The organism is Tumidithrix elongata BACA0141, assembly GCF_036349135.1.
Classification (GTDB): Bacteria; Cyanobacteriota; Cyanobacteriia; order Pseudanabaenales; family Pseudanabaenaceae; genus Tumidithrix; species Tumidithrix elongata.
On the sequence record NZ_JAZBJZ010000024.1, the window covers coordinates 1 to 19201 of the forward strand.

Consider the following 19201-nt stretch of genomic DNA (forward strand, 5'->3'; position numbering starts at 1 on the left):
GAGTCCCTTTACGCAAAGATCTCTAGGCGTTGCATTTCATCCTTGAATTGGCGCAAAAATTATGGTTTGCAGCGTGGCGATAATATTTGCTGGTACGAGAAACGCACAAATGGCAACACAATGATCGCGCGAGAACTGACACAGCTCATTAAAATCAAGCATTAAGAAAAGACGTTAATGTAACTCAATAAAGCAAGAAGTAAGAACCTAGCCTGAAAAAAGAAGTATGAAGCTAAGCCCTGTCCATTTTAGGGCAGATGGCAAGAACGCACAGGCTTTATGCAACATAACGTTAACTGTTGAAAAATTAGGACTTCAAGTGCGATCGCTGTCACATTACGATCCATCTGCGATCGCAGACACACTTCTAAAAAAGCAATAAAATTCTAAAAAATAGGAATCTAAATGAAAAGCTCTTTAACAGTTAGTGTTCTCTCAGTTTCTGCAGTTCTCCTATCATTTCCTGTTTTACAAACAGAAGCAGTTCCGACTCAAAACGAAAGCTTTGAACAATGGTGTTTGCAGAAAGATTTGCTTCCAGTCGAGACTAAAAAAACGGTTGAAGCACTGCTAAAGAAAGTTGGTACGCAAGACTGTAAGTTAGCCGATCTCAAATTCAAAAGTTTTTCTGAACTCCTCCTTGATGATAATAAAATCAGCGATTTAAAGCCTCTAGCAAGTTTGAAGAATTTGACTTTCCTTGGTCTCTCTCTCAATCAAGTTAGAGATATTACACCCCTAGCAGGTTTGACCAACTTGACTATCCTCAGCCTTGCTAACAATCAAATCAGCGATATTACACCTCTTGCAGATTTGACGAAATTGACTGAACTATATCTCGAGGAAAATCAAATCAGCGATATTACGCCTCTTGCAGCCATGACTAACTTGAAGAGACTGCATCTTGAAGGTAATAAAATCAGTAATATTAAGCCTCTATCAAATTTAACTAAATTGACTACAATCCATCTCTCTTTTAATCAAATCACTGATGTTAAACCCTTATCGGACTTGACGAAATTAACCACCATCTATCTAAATTTCAATCAAATTATTGACGTTAAATCTCTATCGCATTTGACTAACTTGATTTACATTTCTCTCTACAACAATCCGATCATTGAGAAGGTTTGTCCAGTTAAACCAAAATCTGTATGTAATTTCTCAACACCAGAAATTTAGATTGGATGCACTAGCCATTCTGTTTGAAGCGATCGCACCTCATATTTGAATTGGTTCCTTATAAATCGGGAAGCATGCGATCGCACTTCCATGAAAACAATAAAATCCTAAAAATGGAATATATGAAATCTTCTTTAGCCTTGAGTGTTCTCTCCATCGCCTCAGCTCTTTTATCATTTCAAGCCCTACAAGCAGAGGCAGTTCCAAATAATACTCAAAGTTTCGGGCAGTGGTGTCTACAAAAAGATTCTCTTCCCACAGAAACTAGATGGACGGTTGAGGTATTACTTACAAGAGCTACTACTAAGAACTGTCAAGTAGCCGATCGTATACTTAGAAGCTTTGGCAGCCTCGATATTGAGGGAAGTCAAATCAGCGATCTGAGACCTCTGACTGGATTGATTAACTTAACTAGCCTCAATCTCGATGATAATCAAATCAGTGATGTGAGACCTCTAGCTGGGTTGATTAACTTAACTAGCCTTAGACTCGGGAGCAATAAAATCAGTGATGTGAGTTCTTTGGCTGGGTTGAGTAGATTAGATAACCTGAAACTCGATGGGAATCAAATTAGTGATGTTAAGCCTCTAGAAAGTTTAACTAAATTGACTACACTCAATCTATCCAAAAATTTAATCAGTGATATTAAACCTCTAGCAGATTTGACGAACCTGACTACACTCTACTTCAATAGTAATCAAATCAGTAATGTTAAACCCCTTACTTGGTTGCGTAACTTGACTTGGCTCGAAATCGGGAGCAATAAAATCAGTGATATTAAACCTCTGGCTGAGTTGCATGGCTTATATCTCCTAGAACTTCACGACAATAAAATTAGTGATATTAAACCTCTATCAAGTTTAACTAAGTTGACTGCACTCATGCTCTTTGAAAATCAAATCAGTGATATTGAGCCTCTGGCTGGATTGAGTATATTAGTTGACCTTCGCATAGATGATAATCAAATTAGTGATGTGAAGCCTCTGGCTGGGTTGAGTTCCTTATCTGCGCTCCGCCTCAAAAACAATCAAATCAGTGATGTGAAGCCTCTAGCAGAGTTGAGTTCCTTACATGAGCTTTTACTCGATAACAATCAAATCAGTGATATTAAGCCTCTATCAAGTTTATCTAATTTGACCACACTTAGCCTCTCTGGTAATCACATCAGTGCAAAGGTTTGTCCAGTCAAGCCAGAGTCTGTTTGTATATTTTAGGTTCCTTTTGGGTGATTATCGATGAAGTAGTAAAAGTGCTTCATTCTCTCTACATCATCGCTTCTCTCTAAAACGCCACAGCGCCTTGTGCCCATTGATTCGTCAGGAATTGATATCACCATCATTCCTAACCGTGATTTAAATACCTATTTAGTGTGGGTAAAAGATTGCTGAGCGCATCGGGTTGTTTGAGGACGACATCCGCAACCTCAAGTAACTGCATAATTTCATCGGGAGGAGGAGAAACTTCTGGCTGAGATGTATCCCCTCTTCCATCAATCACAATAATGGGAAGACCTGCGCTTGTTTTGACAAATTGGGCGATATCCTTGCGCTCTTGGTCAGTTAAACGCAAGCGATTGTTTATCGTTACAATTAGCACGTCAGCAACTTGTGATTCAAGGCTCTGTTGGAGTAGTTCCGAATCATTGAGAAACTGAACTTGTAATCCCGCCAAGGTCAAATATTGATGTAACGGCTGGGCTAGGACTGTTGTTTCTAAACTTGCATCTGAGTTAGCATCTTTAAATGAGAACAACAAAATCGTTGGTGCTTGTAAATGGCTGACAGCACGATGAATTACACGATTGAGGCGTTGAGAAATCGCGAAAGGAAGTAGATTTGGATTGGAGGATTCTACTTCTGAACATCCATACAACCTAAGATCTGGGAACTGTGCCTGAAAGGGAACCAATTCACCCGTTTCCATACCAATGAGTAAGATTGGCAGTTTGGATAAAATGTCTAACTTAGAAAGACTCGCCAATCGCGATCGCATCTTTTCCTTTTCTCTACTATTTAGGATCGTCAGATCGGTTTGCCAAATTCTTGAAATCATTTCGCCTTGAGCCAAATCGTCTGCCTCTAGCAAGCGATGTCCCAAATCTTGGAGCAGGGCGATCGTTTCTTCTTCAACGTCTTGACGAAAATAGACAAGGGTTAGAGGTTTTTGCGCGATCGCATACTGAGATAAAAACGTACTCAGTTGGGCAGGCTGTATCGGTTTCGTCAAAATACCATCGACTTGTTGATATCCCTCACGTTTTGGCTCACTGGAGTCAATCGCCATCACCACACGGATATGCTCTGTTTCAGGATCGCCTTTTAACAGAGCAAGGACATCCCAGCCTGATAGCATGGGGAGGTCGGGGTTAAGTAAAATTAGACAGGGTTGTAGGCGGCGAGCTTTTTCTAATGCCTCTGTACCCGAACGAGCGACCACCACTCGATAGCCCCAGTCAGTCAGCGTTACCATAAATTGCTCAACATCTTTAGCCACTGTCTCGACGACTAGGACAAGGCGACTATGGCTGACTGCTACCTGAGAGTCAAGCTCTAAGTTGCTAGGCGGCGCTGGGGGCAACAAAATCGTAAACTGACTACCCACACCCTCTTGGGATACAAAGGTCACGTCTCCTCCATGCAAACGGGCAAGATGGCGCGTCAAAACTAGACCCAGACCAGGCCCGTCAAAGCGACGGGTGAGCACGCTTTCTACCTGCTGAAATTTCTGAAAAATCAGATGTTGCTTTGCTTCTGGAATGCCTATGCCGCGATCGGTGACAGTAAAAGCTATCCAGCCCTCCCACCATCGTACTGATAGCTTAATTTGTACTTTTGTTGGCACATTTTGAGGCGGAATCTCCTCATATTCTTGGGTTCTCTCGTTATACGAATCAATCGGGATTTCGCTAAATTTGCAGGCATTGGAAAGCAGATTGACCAACATCTGCTGCAATCTACCACCATCCGCAATTAAGGTGGGAATCGTGGGGTCGATATCTAACAAAATTTCTAAAGGTGGTACACCTGCTTCTGAGACAAAGTTTTTATGAATACCGATATCTTGTTGCCACAATCGGCGGGTTTGTTGAATGCTCTGCTGGCAGATAGTTTTGGTGGAAACTGTTTCTAGGGCAAGGGCTAGCTGACCTGACTCAGACTTAGCAAGATCGACGATATTATCAATGATCGAAACCAAATGCCGCCCACTTTGATAAATCATGTTGACATAGCGGCTTTGGCGTTGGTTTAGTTCGCCAAGGGTTTTCGTATTTAGCGTGCTTGCCATCCCAATCACTGAAGTAAGTGGGGTTTTGAGTTCATGGTTAATACAGGCAAGAAATTCATCTTTGAGTCGGCTGAGCCCAGATAGTTCTTGAGCTAACTGCTTTTGCAAGGTGATGTCATAGGCGATCGCCATTTCTAATCCCTGTAGCTCGCCATATAAAGCTGTGCTGGTTACCTGCCATGTTTGAGACTCACCATCCATCGTGCAACATTGATAGTGTTGTGGTAGGTCTTGAGTAGGCAGAGATAAGGGAGCATCAGTGCCTGTAGATGATTGCGAGTCTGTACTTGGTACTACCAAGTTTTGATGCAGGCTATCTCGCCAGATTTGGTTCATCCCTAACACCTTACCTTTGGTGTCATGGATCAATAAAGGTAGGGGAAGCTGTTCGATCAAACTAACTAGAGGGGCGAGGGCATGAGAGGGTAATGTTGTTTTTTCTTTGAGCTGTCGGACTAGCTCCAGAACCTCAACTACACCAATATAGCGATTGCGTCGATCTAGTAATGCCCAGATTGAGGCAGCATGATCGTACTGTGAGATCCTTTGTAAAAATTCGTTGACAGAGGTTGTGGCAGCGATCGCAGGCAGAGGCTGTAAATCAACATCTGCAAGTGTTTGAGTAGCAAAATCTAGATTAAGACTATTGGGCGAGTCGTTATGCGGAGCGAGATCTAACCAACCCAGCAGACACTGAGCGTTAAATAGCCCTTGAGGGGAGGCTTTGCGATCGACAACAACAACATAGGTCCATCCCTTTTTTAGCAGGGATAGTGCATCAAATACAGTTGCATCCAGTCCGCAAGTCGGAACCTGTGGCTGTGTAAACTGATCGAGAGATTGATTTGAGTCAATAGACTCCATTGTGGCAAAACCTAATCAAAAACTATTCGGTTACTTGGTTATAAGTCTTTAGTTAGATGCTCAATACAATATTCTTAAGCTATTGGTAAGGTATTACTATGAATACATTGCTTAATACTTTTTTAACTACAACCAATCTCACATGGTTTCGCTAATTGAATGAGAAAATAAAGATTAACGTAAGCAATTAGAAATAAACATAAACTTAGATTTCCTGTGTCTTTACCTCCCGTCTTACAAGTATGTTGTTTGGTTCCAGAGTCGCAAAGCCTATCTGTAGCTAAGAAGATTGAGCAATTTTTACCAACTCAGCGTTACAACGTCACTTGTGTATCTAGCCTAGACACTCTGCAAGAGGCACTTTTTAAACAAGACACTAAACAAGAAACTCCTCAAGAGTGTTTTCAGGACTGTCTAATTACTTGGGGAGAAGCTGAAGCTGTTATTCATCACCTGAGCCAGTTGGGCATATTTCTACCCACTGTAATGATTCAGGCTGAAACCGCCCCGATCGCTCCCCCTAAGCTAGCCGAAGGTTTGCCACCCAGTGACCTCCAAAATTTTTACAAGGCTGTATTGTGCATCTTGCCAGAACATTTATCCGATCTACCTACGGTGATCGAACAGGCAATATCAACCTTTTTAAGAACTTTTTCTGCTACAAAGCCTCAAGGCTACGTTAGTCTTCCAAATTCAGGCGTTTCTTTATCGACACAGCAACAACGTTTAGCGGAGAAGCTAAAAGAAAGGCTAGGATACTTAGGTGTTTATTACAAGCGCGATCCTAGACAGTTCTTTCGCCATCTACCCGATGAAGACAAGCAGATCTATCTCGATCGCCTCAATCATACCTATCGGAGCATTATTCTGGAATACTTTAAAGACAAACCCACCGATCTAAATCAGAAAATCGACGAGTTTGTCAATTTAGCTTTTTTTGGTGACATTTCGGTCTCTCAAGTGTTAGAACTGCACATGAACTTAATGGACGAATTTGCCAAATTCCTAAAACTAGAGGGTCGTAGTGAAGAAGTGTTATTAGACTATCGGATCACACTCATTGACATTATTGCCCACCTCTGTGAGCTATATCGTCGTTCAATTCCTAGAGGGGCATAGCGATCGCAGTAATTCACCAACCTACTACACCGATCATTGTAATAACTAATGAGACCTATTCGTAAGACCTATGTACTAAAACTCTACGTAGCAGGGAACACCCCCAACTCTGTACGTGCGTTGAAAACACTAAATGATATTCTGGAAAAGGAATTTCAGGGTGTTTATACCCTCAAAGTTATTGATGTATTAAAAAATCCTCAACTAGCAGAGGAAGACAAAATATTGGCAACTCCTACCTTAGCAAAAATCCTTCCACCCCCCGTGCGTAAGATTATTGGCGATCTTTCAGATCGTGAAAAGGTTTTAATCGGGCTAGATTTACTATATGAGGAGTTAATGGAAGATGTCCAATAAGGAACGCGATGCCAACAGCCAAGAACTAGGCGTACAGAAGCTACAGACCATGATTGAGGGGCTGGATGACATCACCCATGGTGGCTTACCCAAAGGACGATCGACCCTAGTTAGCGGGACATCTGGCACTGGCAAGACGCTATTTGCCATGCAGTTTCTTTATAACGGTATTGTTGGGCTAGACGATCCTGGTATTTTTGTTACCTTTGAGGAGTCCCCCTCAGATATTGTTAAAAACGCTTATAGCTTTAACTGGAATTTACCCGAACTGATCGAGCAAGGTAAATTGTTTATTTTGGATGCTTCGCCCGATCCAGATGGGCAAGAGATTGTGGGTGAATTCGATCTGACCGCTTTGATCGAGCGGATTCAATATGCCATCCTCAAGTACAAAGCCAAACGCGTATCGATCGACTCGATCACTGCTATTTTTCAGCAATATGAATCGATTGGTCTTGTCAGACGTGAGATTTTTCGGTTGGTGGCAAGGTTAAAGTCCTTGGGGGTCACCACAGTGTTAACCACCGAGCGGGTTGAAGAATATGGCCCCGTGGCAAGGTTTGGGGTCGAAGAATTTGTCTCTGATAACGTGATTATCTTGCGTAACGTACTAGATGGCGAACGACGCCACCGCACGGCTGAGATTCTCAAGCTACGGGGTACAACCCATATGAAAGGTGAGTTTCCTTTTACCATGACCAGTCAGGGCATCAACATCTTCCCGCTAGGTGCCATGCGCTTGACCCAAAAATCATCGAATACCAGAGTGTCCTCAGGTATCAAGACTTTGGACGAAATGTGTGGCGGCGGCTACTTTAAAGACTCGATCATTCTGACCACAGGAGCAACGGGTACGGGCAAGACCTTGATGGTCAGCAAGTTTTTAGAAACAGGTTGTGAGGGTGGCGAACGCGCAATTTTGTTTGCCTATGAGGAATCTCGCCAACAACTGACCCGCAACGCTTCTTCTTGGGGCACTGATTTTGATAAGTGGGAAAGTTCGGGTTTATTAAAAATTATCTGCGTTTACCCAGAATCCGCAGGTCTGGAAGATCATTTGCAGGTAATCAAGTCCGAAATTGCCACATTTAAGCCTTCTCGGATTGCGATCGACTCACTTTCCGCACTGGCACGAGGGGTGAGCAATAACACCTTCCGTCAGTTTGTGATTGGGTTAACGGGCTATGTCAAACAAGAGGAAATTACAGGGCTGTTCACCAATACGACCGATCAGTTCATGGGGTCGCATTCGATTACCGAATCGCATATTTCTACAATTACAGATACGATTATTTTGCTGCAATATGTAGAAATTCGGGGCGAAATGTCCCGTGCGGTTAACGTGTTTAAAATGCGTGGTTCGCGCCATGACAGTAAAATTCGTGAATATATCATTACCGATCAGGGTGCTCAGATCAAAGACTCGTTCCAGGGCTTTGAACGCATCCTTAGTGGTTCGCCGACGCGAATTTCTGTAGATGAAAAAACCGAACTTTCACGAATCATTCGCGGTGTTTCCGATCCTTTAGGCTAGTTAATGTGAAGGTATGAATTTGAGAATCTCGAACTTGAATCCATTCCTGTAACCCATAATACAAAGACTTCGCATTAAAGATTTAGGATATAACTACAAGTCTTTCTCTATAAGCTTCCTAGACTTCACTTCCCATAAAGTTCAATTCAATCAATTTTTGTAAGAAAAATCATTCAACATAAATTCGCAAAATTAATTTTGCGAATTTATGTCTCAACCTATTAAAAATACTTATATTTCTTGACTAAAATTCTACAGAAAGTCACGAAAAAACAACCCATAAACACCTCGAAGCATGACTATTCTCCTATGTCTTAAGATAGGCAAAATAGTCGTTTTTTGTCACCACCAAAGCATTTCCTTGATTAAAAAAAACGATCGCAAAAAATAACAAAAATCCCTAAAGCCTTGATTTAAAAGAATCTAAGGTGATATAAACTTGCTGAAAAGCTTAAATATTCCAAAGGATTTTAATTGCAAACCTCTACCTCTTCAGATGGATTTTCTTTGAGATGCTCGTACGATCCATCCTATAATAAAAAATTATTATCGAAAACCGCTCTAATTGAGTAAAAAGACCTAATTTTTTGCTTTGAAATTCACTCTATGACTTGCTTTTAGGGCATTTTTGTTCCCAAGTGGGAGAATGCATGTTAGTGTGAATCACGTCAGTCGAATTGCTTTAACTGCTCGAGTAATCCTTCCCAAATTGCTTCAAGCCTTTACTCAAAACAGTTCTCACACACTTGACTTATGCAAAAACACCTTATCAATTTACTATTTTTCGCTTTAACGATTTCCGCTTTTCCCTTGGTTCTTAGCTTTTCTAGTGACACAGCTACAGCCCAAGCAGATAAGCTAGTGAAGTCAGATAAGCAAACCGAAGCCATTCCTTCTACTTCAGATGCTCGTTCCAATGTTCTGAAAGTGGGTGAAACTCGTTCCCGCTCTATGGCTCGTTCGCAAGAAGATGCGATCGCTAAGATTTACCCCCACAAAATTGACGAACGACAAGCCGCAACGGTCTATGTACGCGGAATTCCAGTTCTTACCTTTGTCAGTAGTTTGGATGCTGTGGAAAATAACACCAGTAAAACGAACTCAGCAAACAATCTATCCACTGGGCAGATAGTAAAGCTAAACGATGCGAAGGCGACGAAGTTTCCCACTCAGACTAAGGCGCAATTAGAACCTCTTGCTTCTAAAGATCCTGTCGAACGTGCTACTGCAGCCGCTGCGCTCATTAACCAGCTCAGTCAAGATGGGCTTGATGCCAGTGCCATCTCTCCTGCTTGGGAATCAGGAAATTATGTAATTAAATTTGGCGATCGCGCTGCCCTTAAGTTTGACGAAAGTTTAATCTTGCCTCAAACCACCCGCAATAAAGCTGAGGATTTACTGCAAGCAACAAATCTGTTGCGGCGCTTGATGGGCGGGGCAACACCTGTGAATGGCATTACCAATGCCCCAGCTACTGCCTTGGTTGCGACAAACCAGACTGGTGCAGACTTTATCGGTCAAGTTACAGAAGTTGGTTCAGGACTTGCCTCTTGGTATGGACCTGGATTTGAAGGAGCCTATAGTGCCAGTGGCGAATTATTTAATACCAACGACTTAACCGCAGCCCACCGCACCTTGCCGTTTGGTACCAAGGTAAGAGTTACCAATATGGACAACGGCAAATCTGTAGTCGTCCGTATCAACGATCGAGGGCCCTTCTCTGGAGATCGAATTCTTGATATGTCTAGGGGTTCTGCGGAAGTAATCGGCTTAACCATTTCTGGTGTTGCCCCAGTTAAGTTGGAAGTTTTAATCCCCGCAGTTCTAACTGGCTCGACCCCCATTAAATAACTAGATCGAAATTTGAGCCAATTTTTCACCACGATCGCATCCCTACGCAGTTTTCTCAAGACCTGCCCGAACAAAGATAGAAGGGTTGGTCTTGTACCCACGATGGGGGCACTGCATCGCGGACATCTCAGCCTGATCGAGCGGGCTAGACAGGAAAATAATTACGTTGTTGTCAGCATTTTTGTCAACCCACTCCAGTTTGGGGTTGGTGAAGATCTGGATAAATATCCCCGTACGCTCGATCGAGACCAGCAGCTTTGTCAGTCCGCAGGGGTAGATGCGATTTTTGCACCCAGTGCCCAAGAAATTGGGGCTCAAGCCCAGCTAGCGCTCCGATCGGGTATCACCCAAGTTTTGCCACCACCTGAGATGACAGGGGTCTTATGCGGGCGATCGCGACAGGGACATTTCGCAGGTGTGGCGACGATTGTCACCAAACTTTTACAGATCGTGCAGCCCGATCGCGCTTACTTTGGTCAAAAAGATGGCCAACAGCTAGCAATTCTCAGAAAGATGGTCAAGGATCTGAATATTCCTGTCGAGGTGATTGGTTGCCCCACTGTGCGAGAACCTGATGGCTTGGCGTTGAGTTCGCGCAATCAATACCTAGATACCCCACAACGAGAGATGGCTACAGCCCTGTATCAGGCACTGAGGCAGGCAGCAGCGCTATTTCAACAAGGCATTGGCGATCGCGATCGCCTCGTAGCAGTCGTTCGGAATTTTTTAGCCACTCGACCCCTAATTGCCGTGGAGTATGTCGAACTGGTAGATGCCCTGAGTTTACAGCCGTTGGATTCTGTGTTCGATGCTTTGCCAGATGCTTCTGACCCAAATTGCACTGCTCAGGCTTCAAATCCCGAAGCTTCCTCAAACGCATCTTCATTAAATTCACCTTTATCTAACCCTTTATCAAACCCCTTATCAAACATAGTGCATGAAGATTGTGGGGCAATGTTGGCGATCGCGGCGCGTGTAGGTACAACCCGATTAATTGATAATATTCTCCTAAACCCTTTGTTCCTTTCAGAATCAAAACCAGAGTAAACAATCCGTGTCACCAAATCGCAAACCGATTATTGCCATCGATGGGCCCGCAGGGGCAGGCAAGTCAACCGTCGCTAAGTTAGTGGCACAGGAGTTAGGGCTGCTCTATTTAGATACGGGCGCTATGTACCGCGGGATCGCTTGGGTCGTGCAAACGGCTAATGTGGCATTAACGGATGATCGGGCGATCGCTGAGTTGGCTCGTCAGGCAGATATTGACCTACGTCCCCATGCGACGGATGCTAAACAACTGCTACAGGTTTTTGTGAATGGTGTCGATGTGACCACGGCAATTCGCTCGAAGGATGTAACCAGTAAAGTGTCAGCGATCGCTGCCCAACCTATGGTTAGGGAAATTTTAGTCAGCCAACAGCAAGCACTAGGAAAATCGGGTGGTATTGTTATGGAAGGCAGAGATATTGGTACCCATGTCTTCCCTGATGCTGAGATTAAGGTTTTTTTAACGGCTTCTGTGCAAGAGCGTGCTAAACGCCGCCATGCAGAGTTAGTGGCTCAATCTATGGGTCTGTCGAATGGGGAACCCGTCGAAGATATCACCGTCATAGCAGAAGCTATCCAAACAAGGGACGATCTAGATACAACGCGCACAGTTTCACCTCTAAGAAAAGCAGATGATGCCATAACTGTAGATACGGACGGACGCAGCATCAACGATGTCGTAACAGTTATTGTAGATTTGTATATAGCAAAGGTAACGAGTAGTAACCCAACTCAAAAACAGTAAGCGATCGGATTCACGATGAAATCATCATGATTCTTAGATCTATTAGGACTTTTCTAACTGTTAACCATACCTCTATGATGCTGAGCATAAGCAGATCGTGAAAATACCTGTGACTCCCCCATCCTCCTTAACTCGCCGTTCGAGGTTTTCTCGCAGATTGAACGCTGCCAGAAAATTTGCTGCATTCCTGCCTCTGCTCCTTGCGAGCGCAGGGGTAGTTAGTCTGTTTAGTATGAATGGCAGTGCCCCTGTTGTAGCGCAAACTACTAACACCGCACTCACCATTCGCGCTGATGTCCAAGAAGCCAACTCGATTACGGGCGTGGTGACTGCGACAGGAAACGTACAAATGAACTATCCTGCACGGCAGATCAATGCCACTGCGGCGCAAGCGCAATATTATTCCAAAGAGCAGCGTGTCGTGCTCACGGGAAATGTGGTCGTAATTCAGCAAGGCGTAAATAGTCTTAAGGCCGAGACGATTACCTATTTGGTGACAGAAGGTAAGTTTGTAGCAGAGCCACCTGCCAATCAACAGGTCGAGTCGGTCTATGTTGTGCCCGATCGCGATGTGGGGACGACGACAGCAACCACAGCAACCCCAGTGACTCAGATCAAGCCTGCCTTTAAAAACCAAATCAGCCCACTGGTGATTCCACCTAAAGCGCAAGATGCAAATCCGTCGGAAACAAATAAGCTTCCGGGCAATTCTACTAATCCAAGTTCGGGATCTACAGGTCAGTAAACTGTAGCTATCTGAGCCATGTCCCCATCGAAACTCTAAGACGCTTTCATGAAAATCACTCTAGACAACGTCAGCAAACTATATGGTCGTCGTCAAGTCGTACATCAGGTTAGTCTCTCAGTCAAGCAAGGGGAAATTGTGGGGCTACTTGGACCCAACGGAGCAGGCAAAACCACCAGTTTTTATATCGCCACGGGCTTAGTTCAGCCAGATACAGGCACTGTATTTCTAGATGACTTAGATATCACTCGCTTGCCAATTCATAAACGTGCCCGTCTCGGCATGGCATATCTGGCGCAGGAACCCACGATTTTTCGCCATCTATCGATTCGTGATAATTTACTACTGGTGATGGAGCAAACAGAAGTCCCTGTTCGACAGCGTCGTCAAAGAATAAACCAACTGCTAGATGAGTTTCGTCTGCGTAGTGTGGCAAACTCTCAGGGTATTCAAGTGTCGGGTGGAGAACGGCGACGTACAGAAATTGCACGGGCTTTGGCTGTGGGCGAACATGGACCAAAGTTTCTTTTGTTAGATGAACCCTTCGCTGGTATCGATCCGATCGCCGTGGCAGAAATTCAGACGATTATTGCAGGCTTGCGCGATCGCGACATGGGCATTTTAATTACTGACCATAACGTACGAGAAACCCTAGCCATTATCGATCGAGCCTACATTATGCGGGAAGGAGAAATTTTGGCGGCTGGTGATCGAGATCAGTTGGCATCCGACCCAGAAGTCAGAAAATATTATCTCGGCGAAAAGTTTCAGTTTTAGCAATCTTGTCTGTAGGCGCTAGATGGTTTAGCTGGGCTAAATTTCAGGCTGCTTAATCTACTTTTTGGCATTTAACGACTATATACGGCATTCTCATAAAGCTTTCTGACCATGTAATCTTAATAAAGGAAATGGCTACCTTACCCAATCTGAAAACGAGAAACAAAATTAGAAGCGCAAAAGTTGCTGGGGTGTTACCACTGGAATGGCTACCCCGCATATCTGTCATGGATCGCTACTTGAGTAGCCAAATGTTGGCACCCTTTCTGTTTGGGGTCGGTGCTTTTTCATCGGTAATTTTAGCGATCGGCTCTTTGTTTGAGTTGGTAAGGCTGATCACAGACTCTGGCTTGAGCGTCTTTACTGCGCTCCAAATTTTTGCACTGCGGCTTCCAGGTTTCATGGTTTACTCGTTTCCCATGTCTGTCCTGCTTGCCACGCTGATTTCCTACAGTCGTTTATCTGCTGATGGGGAAACAACAGCTCTAAGAAGCTGTGGTGTGAGTGTCTATCGCTTGGTTGTGCCTGCCATTATTTTGAGCTTTATGGTGACAGGGATGACGTTTGTGTTTAACGAGGTGATCGTGCCCTCAGCAAACTGGCAAGCGAAAAGCACCCTAAAATCGGCTTTAAATCAAGAAAATATTCAGTTTAAAAATCGAGATATTTTCTATCAACAGTACGGTGACATTGTTCAAGAAGATGGCACGACCACACAGGGTTTAGTGCGTAGCTTTTATGCCCGTCGCTTTGATGGCAAGGAAATGCAGGGCTTAACGGTCTTGGACTTTTCACAAGGACAATTGCAACAGATTTTATCTGCCGAATCAGCGGTTTGGCTGCCACAACAGAGCGTGTGGCAATTTCGGAATGGGGCAACCTATTTAATCGGCGAAGATGGTGACTATCACAGCATTCTGAGATTTGAGGAGCAAAATCTCCGCATTCCCCGCGCTCCGCTCGATCTAGCGCAAGAGCAACGCAGTGCTGAGGAAATGAATATCACGGAACTGAGCCGCTACATTGAGCTGATCCGACAGACAGGCAATGCTAAAGAGGTTAAAAAGTTGGAAGTTAGCCTACAACAAAAGTATGCCTTTCCTTTTATCTGCGTTGTATTTGCCTTAGTCGGCTCGCCTTTAGGAATGCGTCCCCAACGCACGACAACTTCTGTAGGCTTTGGTGTCAGTGTATTAATTATTTTTGGCTACTACGTCATGTTATTTGTTTTTGGGGCATTGGGGCAGGTAGAAATCCTAAGCCCTCTGGCAGCAGCATGGACGCCGAATGCGATCGGTTTGGGTACGGGCATCGTACTCTTAACTCGCGTGAATTAAGGTGCTTGTGAATTGTGAATCAAGCCAGTGAAAGCTAAAGCAAGGCAAAAAAATGTCCCACAGGCCCTTGTCCTTGTCCGATCGCTAAGGAATGCTTTAAAGCCTGTGTCACATATTGTTTGGCAGCCTGCACCGCAGGCAAAAGCGGTAGACCTAGCGCTAAATTTGCTGCGATCGCTGCCGATAGCGTGCAGCCTGTCCCGTGCGTGTGCGTCGTATCAACGGTCTCAGTTTGTAATACCTCTAGGCGTTTGCCATCAAACCAAACATCCACACCCCGCAAATTGCCAGTCATACCCCCACCTTTGACCAAGACTGTCCTACAGCCCAACTGGCAAATGGTTTGGGCTGCAGCTTGCATCTGTTCTAGGGTAGTAATTTCAGGAATGCCACTGAGGATTTGAGCCTCGTAACGGTTAGGCGTGGCGATCGCTGCTAGAGGCAACAAGGCATATTTGATCGTGTTGATGGCATCATTATCCAAAAGTTGTACGCCTGCCCGTGACACCATCACCGGATCGACGACGATATTGCTAAACCCCAAGGCTACAATTTTTCTGGCTACGGTTTTGATGATGTCTTGGCTGAGTAACATGCCAGTTTTGATTGCCAACACGCGCATATCGCTCACTACAGCTTCGATTTGAGCAGCGATCGCCTCACTAGGCAGGGCATCGACTCGCGTGACTCCTAGGGTATTTTGAGCAGTCACACAGGTAACCGCACAGGTACCATGGACGCGATGAAAGGCAAAGGTGCGCAGATCGGCTTGAATGCCTGCTCCGCCTCCACTATCTGACCCAGCGATCGTCATGGCGATCGGAACTTCTGGCTTGATTAGATTTTGCATTGTCTTAACAAAGTGCGTTGTATTTCGTAAATTCTGAGTAAATTCCGAATAAATAACTTATGACTAACTTTTGGCTAACTATTCTCTAACCTTGTATCCGCTTAGGTTTAAACAAAACAACCTAGTATAAATTTGGTCATGATGCAGTATTCGCATTCAGAATCCTCGCTCTCCCCTGAATGTATGACCTACTTAAATATTAAATGCTTTCAAGGAGTATGTTTATGGGTGTACGGATTGAATTTATGCAGCCTAGTGGAAAGCTAAATGCAACCAATGCCGAACTTTTTCGCCAACAAGCTAGTGCCTTACTTAACACGAAGCCCGATGCTTTACTGATTGATATGCAAGATTTGGTGATGATGGACAGCTCTGGGATCGGTGCTTTGGTGTTTATCCTTAAGAGTACTAGGTTAATTGGTTGTAGGCTAGCACTATGCTCGTTAAACGACCAATTACGGTTTGTATTTGCCACGGCGGCTCTCCATGTTTTATTTGACATTTTTGAGAGCCGTGCCGACTTTGAAGCTTGCTTGCTCGCTGTCTAAGCGCCAGTTTCTACGACTAGGGGATTGAGGTGAACCATAGCAATCCTTCATTGAGTGTGAATGCAGTAAGGGCTGGAAGCCCATGTAGACAAGATGCCTGCACGACAAATCAATGACAAGTTGTTTAGGATCGCTATAGCATTTTGCAGAGGCGCGCTCGAGAACTCGCGATCGCCAAACATAAATAGTTAGCAAACTTCAAATATGTTTGGACAGTGAAGGTGGCAAATGTTGCTAAAATTTCACCAGTTATCAAAATCCTGATTCTTGGAGCAGATCATGACAGATTCACAAGAAAAAGTACCGACAACAGAAGTCATATCAGATATTAAGCCTGATATTGCAGTTCCTGCAATCCAGTTGGAATCGTCTACAGGTGAAGTCACTACCGTAGCTCCTACGCCATCAACCTCTCAACAAATGGTCAGTAATTTACTCGAACAACTGACTAAACTATGGAGCACCTATTTTGGCGAGAACCCAAAGATTAGCCTAAATGTGGTGATCACAGCACTCTTAGCAATCCCATTGTTAATTCTCGCCTCGGCAACCCTAAATTTTATTAATAGCATTCCTCTCCTTCCCTCAATTTTAGAAATTGTTGGTTTTGGTGCTTTGATCTGGTTTACCTATCGCTATTTGCTCTTGGCGCAAACCCGTCAAGAACTGATGGACAATATCGGTGCTTGGAAACAAAAAATATTCGGTTAGTTTTCTCGATCTTTTCTGGAAATAGTAAGGGGCAATCGATCGATTGCCCCTTGTTTTGTACGTCGATCGATTTGTGCGTTAAGCTTGCAGATGGACTTTCAAACACGATCCCGCCAGCAACCCGATCTTTTGCTATCAATATTGCGTATCAAAGTTAGGATAATAGGCATAGATTGTTAAGTGTTATTTAGTGTCATTTAGGGAAGCGAAAAGGGATATTCGTCAATAATGGGCAAAATCGTTGGTATTGACTTAGGTACGACTAATTCTGTGGTGGCTGTGATGGAGGCAGGTAAGCCCGTGGTAATTGCCAACTCAGAAGGTAGCCGCACAACTCCCTCTGTGGTGAGCTTTACCAAAGACGGTGAACGTCTGGTAGGGCAAATGGCTAGGCGGCAAGCTGTGCTTAATCCTGACAACACGTTCTATTCGTTTAAACGGTTTATCGGGCGTAAGCATAGCGAACTGAGCAGCGACTCAAAGCGCGTACCCTACACGGTGCGGCGTGATGAGCTAGGTAACGTCAAAATTAAATGCCCCCGTCTAGAAAAAGACTTTGCGCCAGAAGAAATCTCGGCGATGGTGATTCGCAAATTGGTGGATGAGGCGAGTCGGTATCTAGGCACTGATGTCACTGGGGCAGTGATCACAGTTCCTGCTTACTTTAACGACTCGCAACGACAGGCAACCAAGGATGCGGGTAGAATTGCGGGCATTGAGGTCAAGCGGATCATCAATGAGCCCACGGCAGCTTCTTTAGCCTATGGCTTAGACAAAAAAGATAACCAAAAGATTTTAGTGTTCGATCTTGGTGGCGGCACCTTTGACGTATCGGTTTTGGATGTCGGCGACGGTCTATTTGAAGTCAAGGCAACCAACGGTGACACGCAGCTAGGAGGGGATGATTTTGACAAACAGATCGTCAACTGGCTAGCCGATCAGTTTTTACAGGATCAGGGGGTCGATCTGCGCAAAGAGCGGCAGGCATTACAACGCCTCACCGAGGCAGCCGAAAAAGCCAAGATCGAGTTATCGACAGTGGGCGTAACCGATATCAATCTGCCCTTTATCACCGCGACCGTGGATGGACCTTTGCATTTAGATACGACTCTGAAGCGATCGCAGTTTGAGCGACTATGTGTCGATCTACTAGAGCGGCTGAATAATCCCCTAGAGCAAGTTTTGCGAGATGCCAAGATTAGTCCCCGCCAGATCGATGAAGTTGTGCTTGTGGGCGGTTCTACCCGCATTCCTGCGGTGCAGCAGTTGGTGGAGCGCTTAATTGGCAAGCCACCCAACCAAGGGGTGAATCCCGATGAAGTGGTCGCCGTTGGGGCAGCCGTGCAAGCAGGCATTTTGTCTGGCGAAGTCAAGGATGTTTTGCTGCTAGATGTCACTCCTCTCTCCATAGGCGTAGAAACCTTTGGCGGTGTCATTAATAAGCTAATTCCGCGCAATACCACCATTCCTACGCGCAAGATGGATATGTTTACGACGGCTGAGGACAATCAAACCTCGGTAGAGATTCACGTCGTGCAGGGAGAGCGAGAGCTAGCCGAACACAATAAGTCTCTGGGGCGGTTTAAGCTTAGCGGTCTAGCACCCCAACCACGCGGCATGGCACAGGTTGATGTCACCTTCGATCTGAATACCGATGGCATTTTGGCGGTGACCGCCACCGATCGCCGCACGGGTGTAGAACGTCGCATCACGATTAAAGGGGCTTCGACGCTGGATGAAAAAGAAGTGCAGCGCATGATTGCCGAGGCAGAGAAATTTGCCGATCGCGATCGCGCTAAAAAAGAGCGAATTGCCAAAATCAATCGAGCTGACAGTTTGGTGGTTAGCTCGGAACGTCAACTCAAAGACTTGGCGCTAAATTATGGCTATAAGCTCAACTACGAACGCCGCAAAGAGATTGATGGACTGATTAAAAATCTTAAAGATGCGATCGCCAAGGAAGATGACAACCGCATCGATCGCGGTCAGTCAGAGCTGCAAGAAGCGATTTATGCCCTATCTCGCGAACTCTACGCAGAGGATGAGTACGAAGATGAGGATGACGATTTATTTGGCGGCATTTTAGATAGCATCGGTAGCTTTGCAAATCGGAACAGTCGTCGTTCTAAGGATGATGCCCCTCGTCGCCCCAATACCAGAGTCAGCTATGACGATGAAGATGACGATTGGGTCTAATTTACCAGCGGCAAATGGGGGATGCCCCATTTGCTCTTAAACTTTTCTCTTAA

At 44.8% G+C, this 19201-nt stretch carries 15 protein-coding genes and 2 pseudogenes; 15 read left to right on the forward strand and 2 right to left on the reverse strand.

Annotated elements, in window-relative coordinates; translation table 11 throughout:
- Positions 1-226 precede the first annotated feature (226 nt).
- From V2H45_RS08100 to V2H45_RS08110, 3 genes are all read left to right on the forward strand, one after another.
- The gene (locus V2H45_RS08100; protein WP_330483125.1) at positions 227-382 is read left to right on the forward strand and encodes a hypothetical protein; all 156 of its coding nucleotides are present in this window, start codon (positions 227-229) and stop codon (positions 380-382) included.
- A 23-nt stretch (positions 383-405) separates the two neighbouring features.
- On the forward strand, positions 406-1182 hold the full coding sequence (locus tag V2H45_RS08105; RefSeq protein ID WP_330483126.1) for a leucine-rich repeat domain-containing protein: 777 nt from the start codon (positions 406-408) through the stop codon (positions 1180-1182).
- Positions 1183-1304: 122 nt separating this feature from the next.
- The gene (locus V2H45_RS08110) at positions 1305-2396 is read left to right on the forward strand and encodes a leucine-rich repeat domain-containing protein (RefSeq protein ID WP_330483127.1); all 1092 of its coding nucleotides are present in this window, start codon (positions 1305-1307) and stop codon (positions 2394-2396) included.
- 127 nt (positions 2397-2523) lie between these two features.
- On the opposite strand, the gene V2H45_RS08115 is transcribed toward V2H45_RS08110, so the two are convergent.
- Positions 2524-5331: a hybrid sensor histidine kinase/response regulator gene (locus V2H45_RS08115; protein WP_330483128.1), complete on the reverse strand. Its 2808-nt coding sequence runs from the start codon at positions 5329-5331 to the stop codon at positions 2524-2526.
- Positions 5332-5547: 216 nt separating this feature from the next.
- Here V2H45_RS08115 and V2H45_RS08120 point away from each other — a divergent pair, with 216 nt between their 5' ends.
- The 9 genes and pseudogenes from V2H45_RS08120 (at position 5548) to V2H45_RS08160 (ending at position 14843) form a co-directional block, all read left to right on the forward strand.
- On the forward strand, positions 5548-6450 hold the full coding sequence (locus V2H45_RS08120; RefSeq protein WP_330483129.1) for a circadian clock protein KaiA: 903 nt from the start codon (positions 5548-5550) through the stop codon (positions 6448-6450).
- A gap of 48 nt (positions 6451-6498) precedes the next feature.
- Positions 6499-6807, forward strand: coding sequence for a circadian clock protein KaiB (gene kaiB, locus V2H45_RS08125; RefSeq protein WP_330483130.1), 309 nt, complete (start codon positions 6499-6501; stop codon positions 6805-6807).
- On the forward strand, positions 6797-8341 hold the full coding sequence (kaiC, locus tag V2H45_RS08130; RefSeq protein ID WP_330483131.1) for a circadian clock protein KaiC: 1545 nt from the start codon (positions 6797-6799) through the stop codon (positions 8339-8341). Before kaiB ends, kaiC begins: the two co-directional genes overlap by 11 nt.
- Before the next feature lie 753 nt (positions 8342-9094).
- Positions 9095-10192 (forward strand): septal ring lytic transglycosylase RlpA family protein, encoded by a 1098-nt coding sequence (locus V2H45_RS08135; RefSeq protein ID WP_330483132.1) that lies wholly within the window; start codon positions 9095-9097, stop codon positions 10190-10192.
- A 33-nt stretch (positions 10193-10225) separates the two neighbouring features.
- Positions 10226-11005 (forward strand): annotated as a pseudogene (gene panC, locus V2H45_RS25800) (pantoate--beta-alanine ligase); the annotation flags it as partial.
- A gap of 138 nt (positions 11006-11143) precedes the next feature.
- Positions 11144-11984 (forward strand): annotated as a pseudogene (cmk, locus tag V2H45_RS25805) ((d)CMP kinase); the annotation flags it as partial.
- Between the two features lie 232 nt (positions 11985-12216).
- A complete protein-coding gene (locus V2H45_RS08150) occupies positions 12217-12729 on the forward strand; it encodes an LptA/OstA family protein (RefSeq protein ID WP_330483135.1) in 513 nt (170 codons plus the stop codon).
- 48 nt (positions 12730-12777) lie between these two features.
- Entirely contained in the window at positions 12778-13506 is a 729-nt protein-coding gene (gene lptB / locus V2H45_RS08155; protein ID WP_330483136.1) for an LPS export ABC transporter ATP-binding protein, read from the forward strand.
- Between the two features lie 131 nt (positions 13507-13637).
- Positions 13638-14843: an LptF/LptG family permease gene (locus V2H45_RS08160; RefSeq protein ID WP_330483137.1), complete on the forward strand. Its 1206-nt coding sequence runs from the start codon at positions 13638-13640 to the stop codon at positions 14841-14843.
- Between the two features lie 34 nt (positions 14844-14877).
- Here V2H45_RS08160 and thiD read toward each other — a convergent pair whose 3' ends face one another.
- Positions 14878-15693: a bifunctional hydroxymethylpyrimidine kinase/phosphomethylpyrimidine kinase gene (thiD, locus tag V2H45_RS08165; protein ID WP_330483138.1), complete on the reverse strand. Its 816-nt coding sequence runs from the start codon at positions 15691-15693 to the stop codon at positions 14878-14880.
- A gap of 224 nt (positions 15694-15917) precedes the next feature.
- Between thiD and V2H45_RS08170 the strand changes: the two genes are divergently transcribed.
- The 3 genes from V2H45_RS08170 (at position 15918) to dnaK (ending at position 19148) form a co-directional block, all read left to right on the forward strand.
- On the forward strand, positions 15918-16241 hold the full coding sequence (locus tag V2H45_RS08170; protein ID WP_330483139.1) for an STAS domain-containing protein: 324 nt from the start codon (positions 15918-15920) through the stop codon (positions 16239-16241).
- 279 nt (positions 16242-16520) lie between these two features.
- Complete coding sequence (locus V2H45_RS08175; protein ID WP_330483140.1) at positions 16521-16952, forward strand: CAAD domain-containing protein; 432 nt, start codon at positions 16521-16523, stop codon at positions 16950-16952.
- Between the two features lie 228 nt (positions 16953-17180).
- Positions 17181-19148, forward strand: coding sequence for a molecular chaperone DnaK (gene dnaK, locus V2H45_RS08180; RefSeq protein WP_330483141.1), 1968 nt, complete (start codon positions 17181-17183; stop codon positions 19146-19148).
- Positions 19149-19201: the final 53 nt, after the last annotated feature.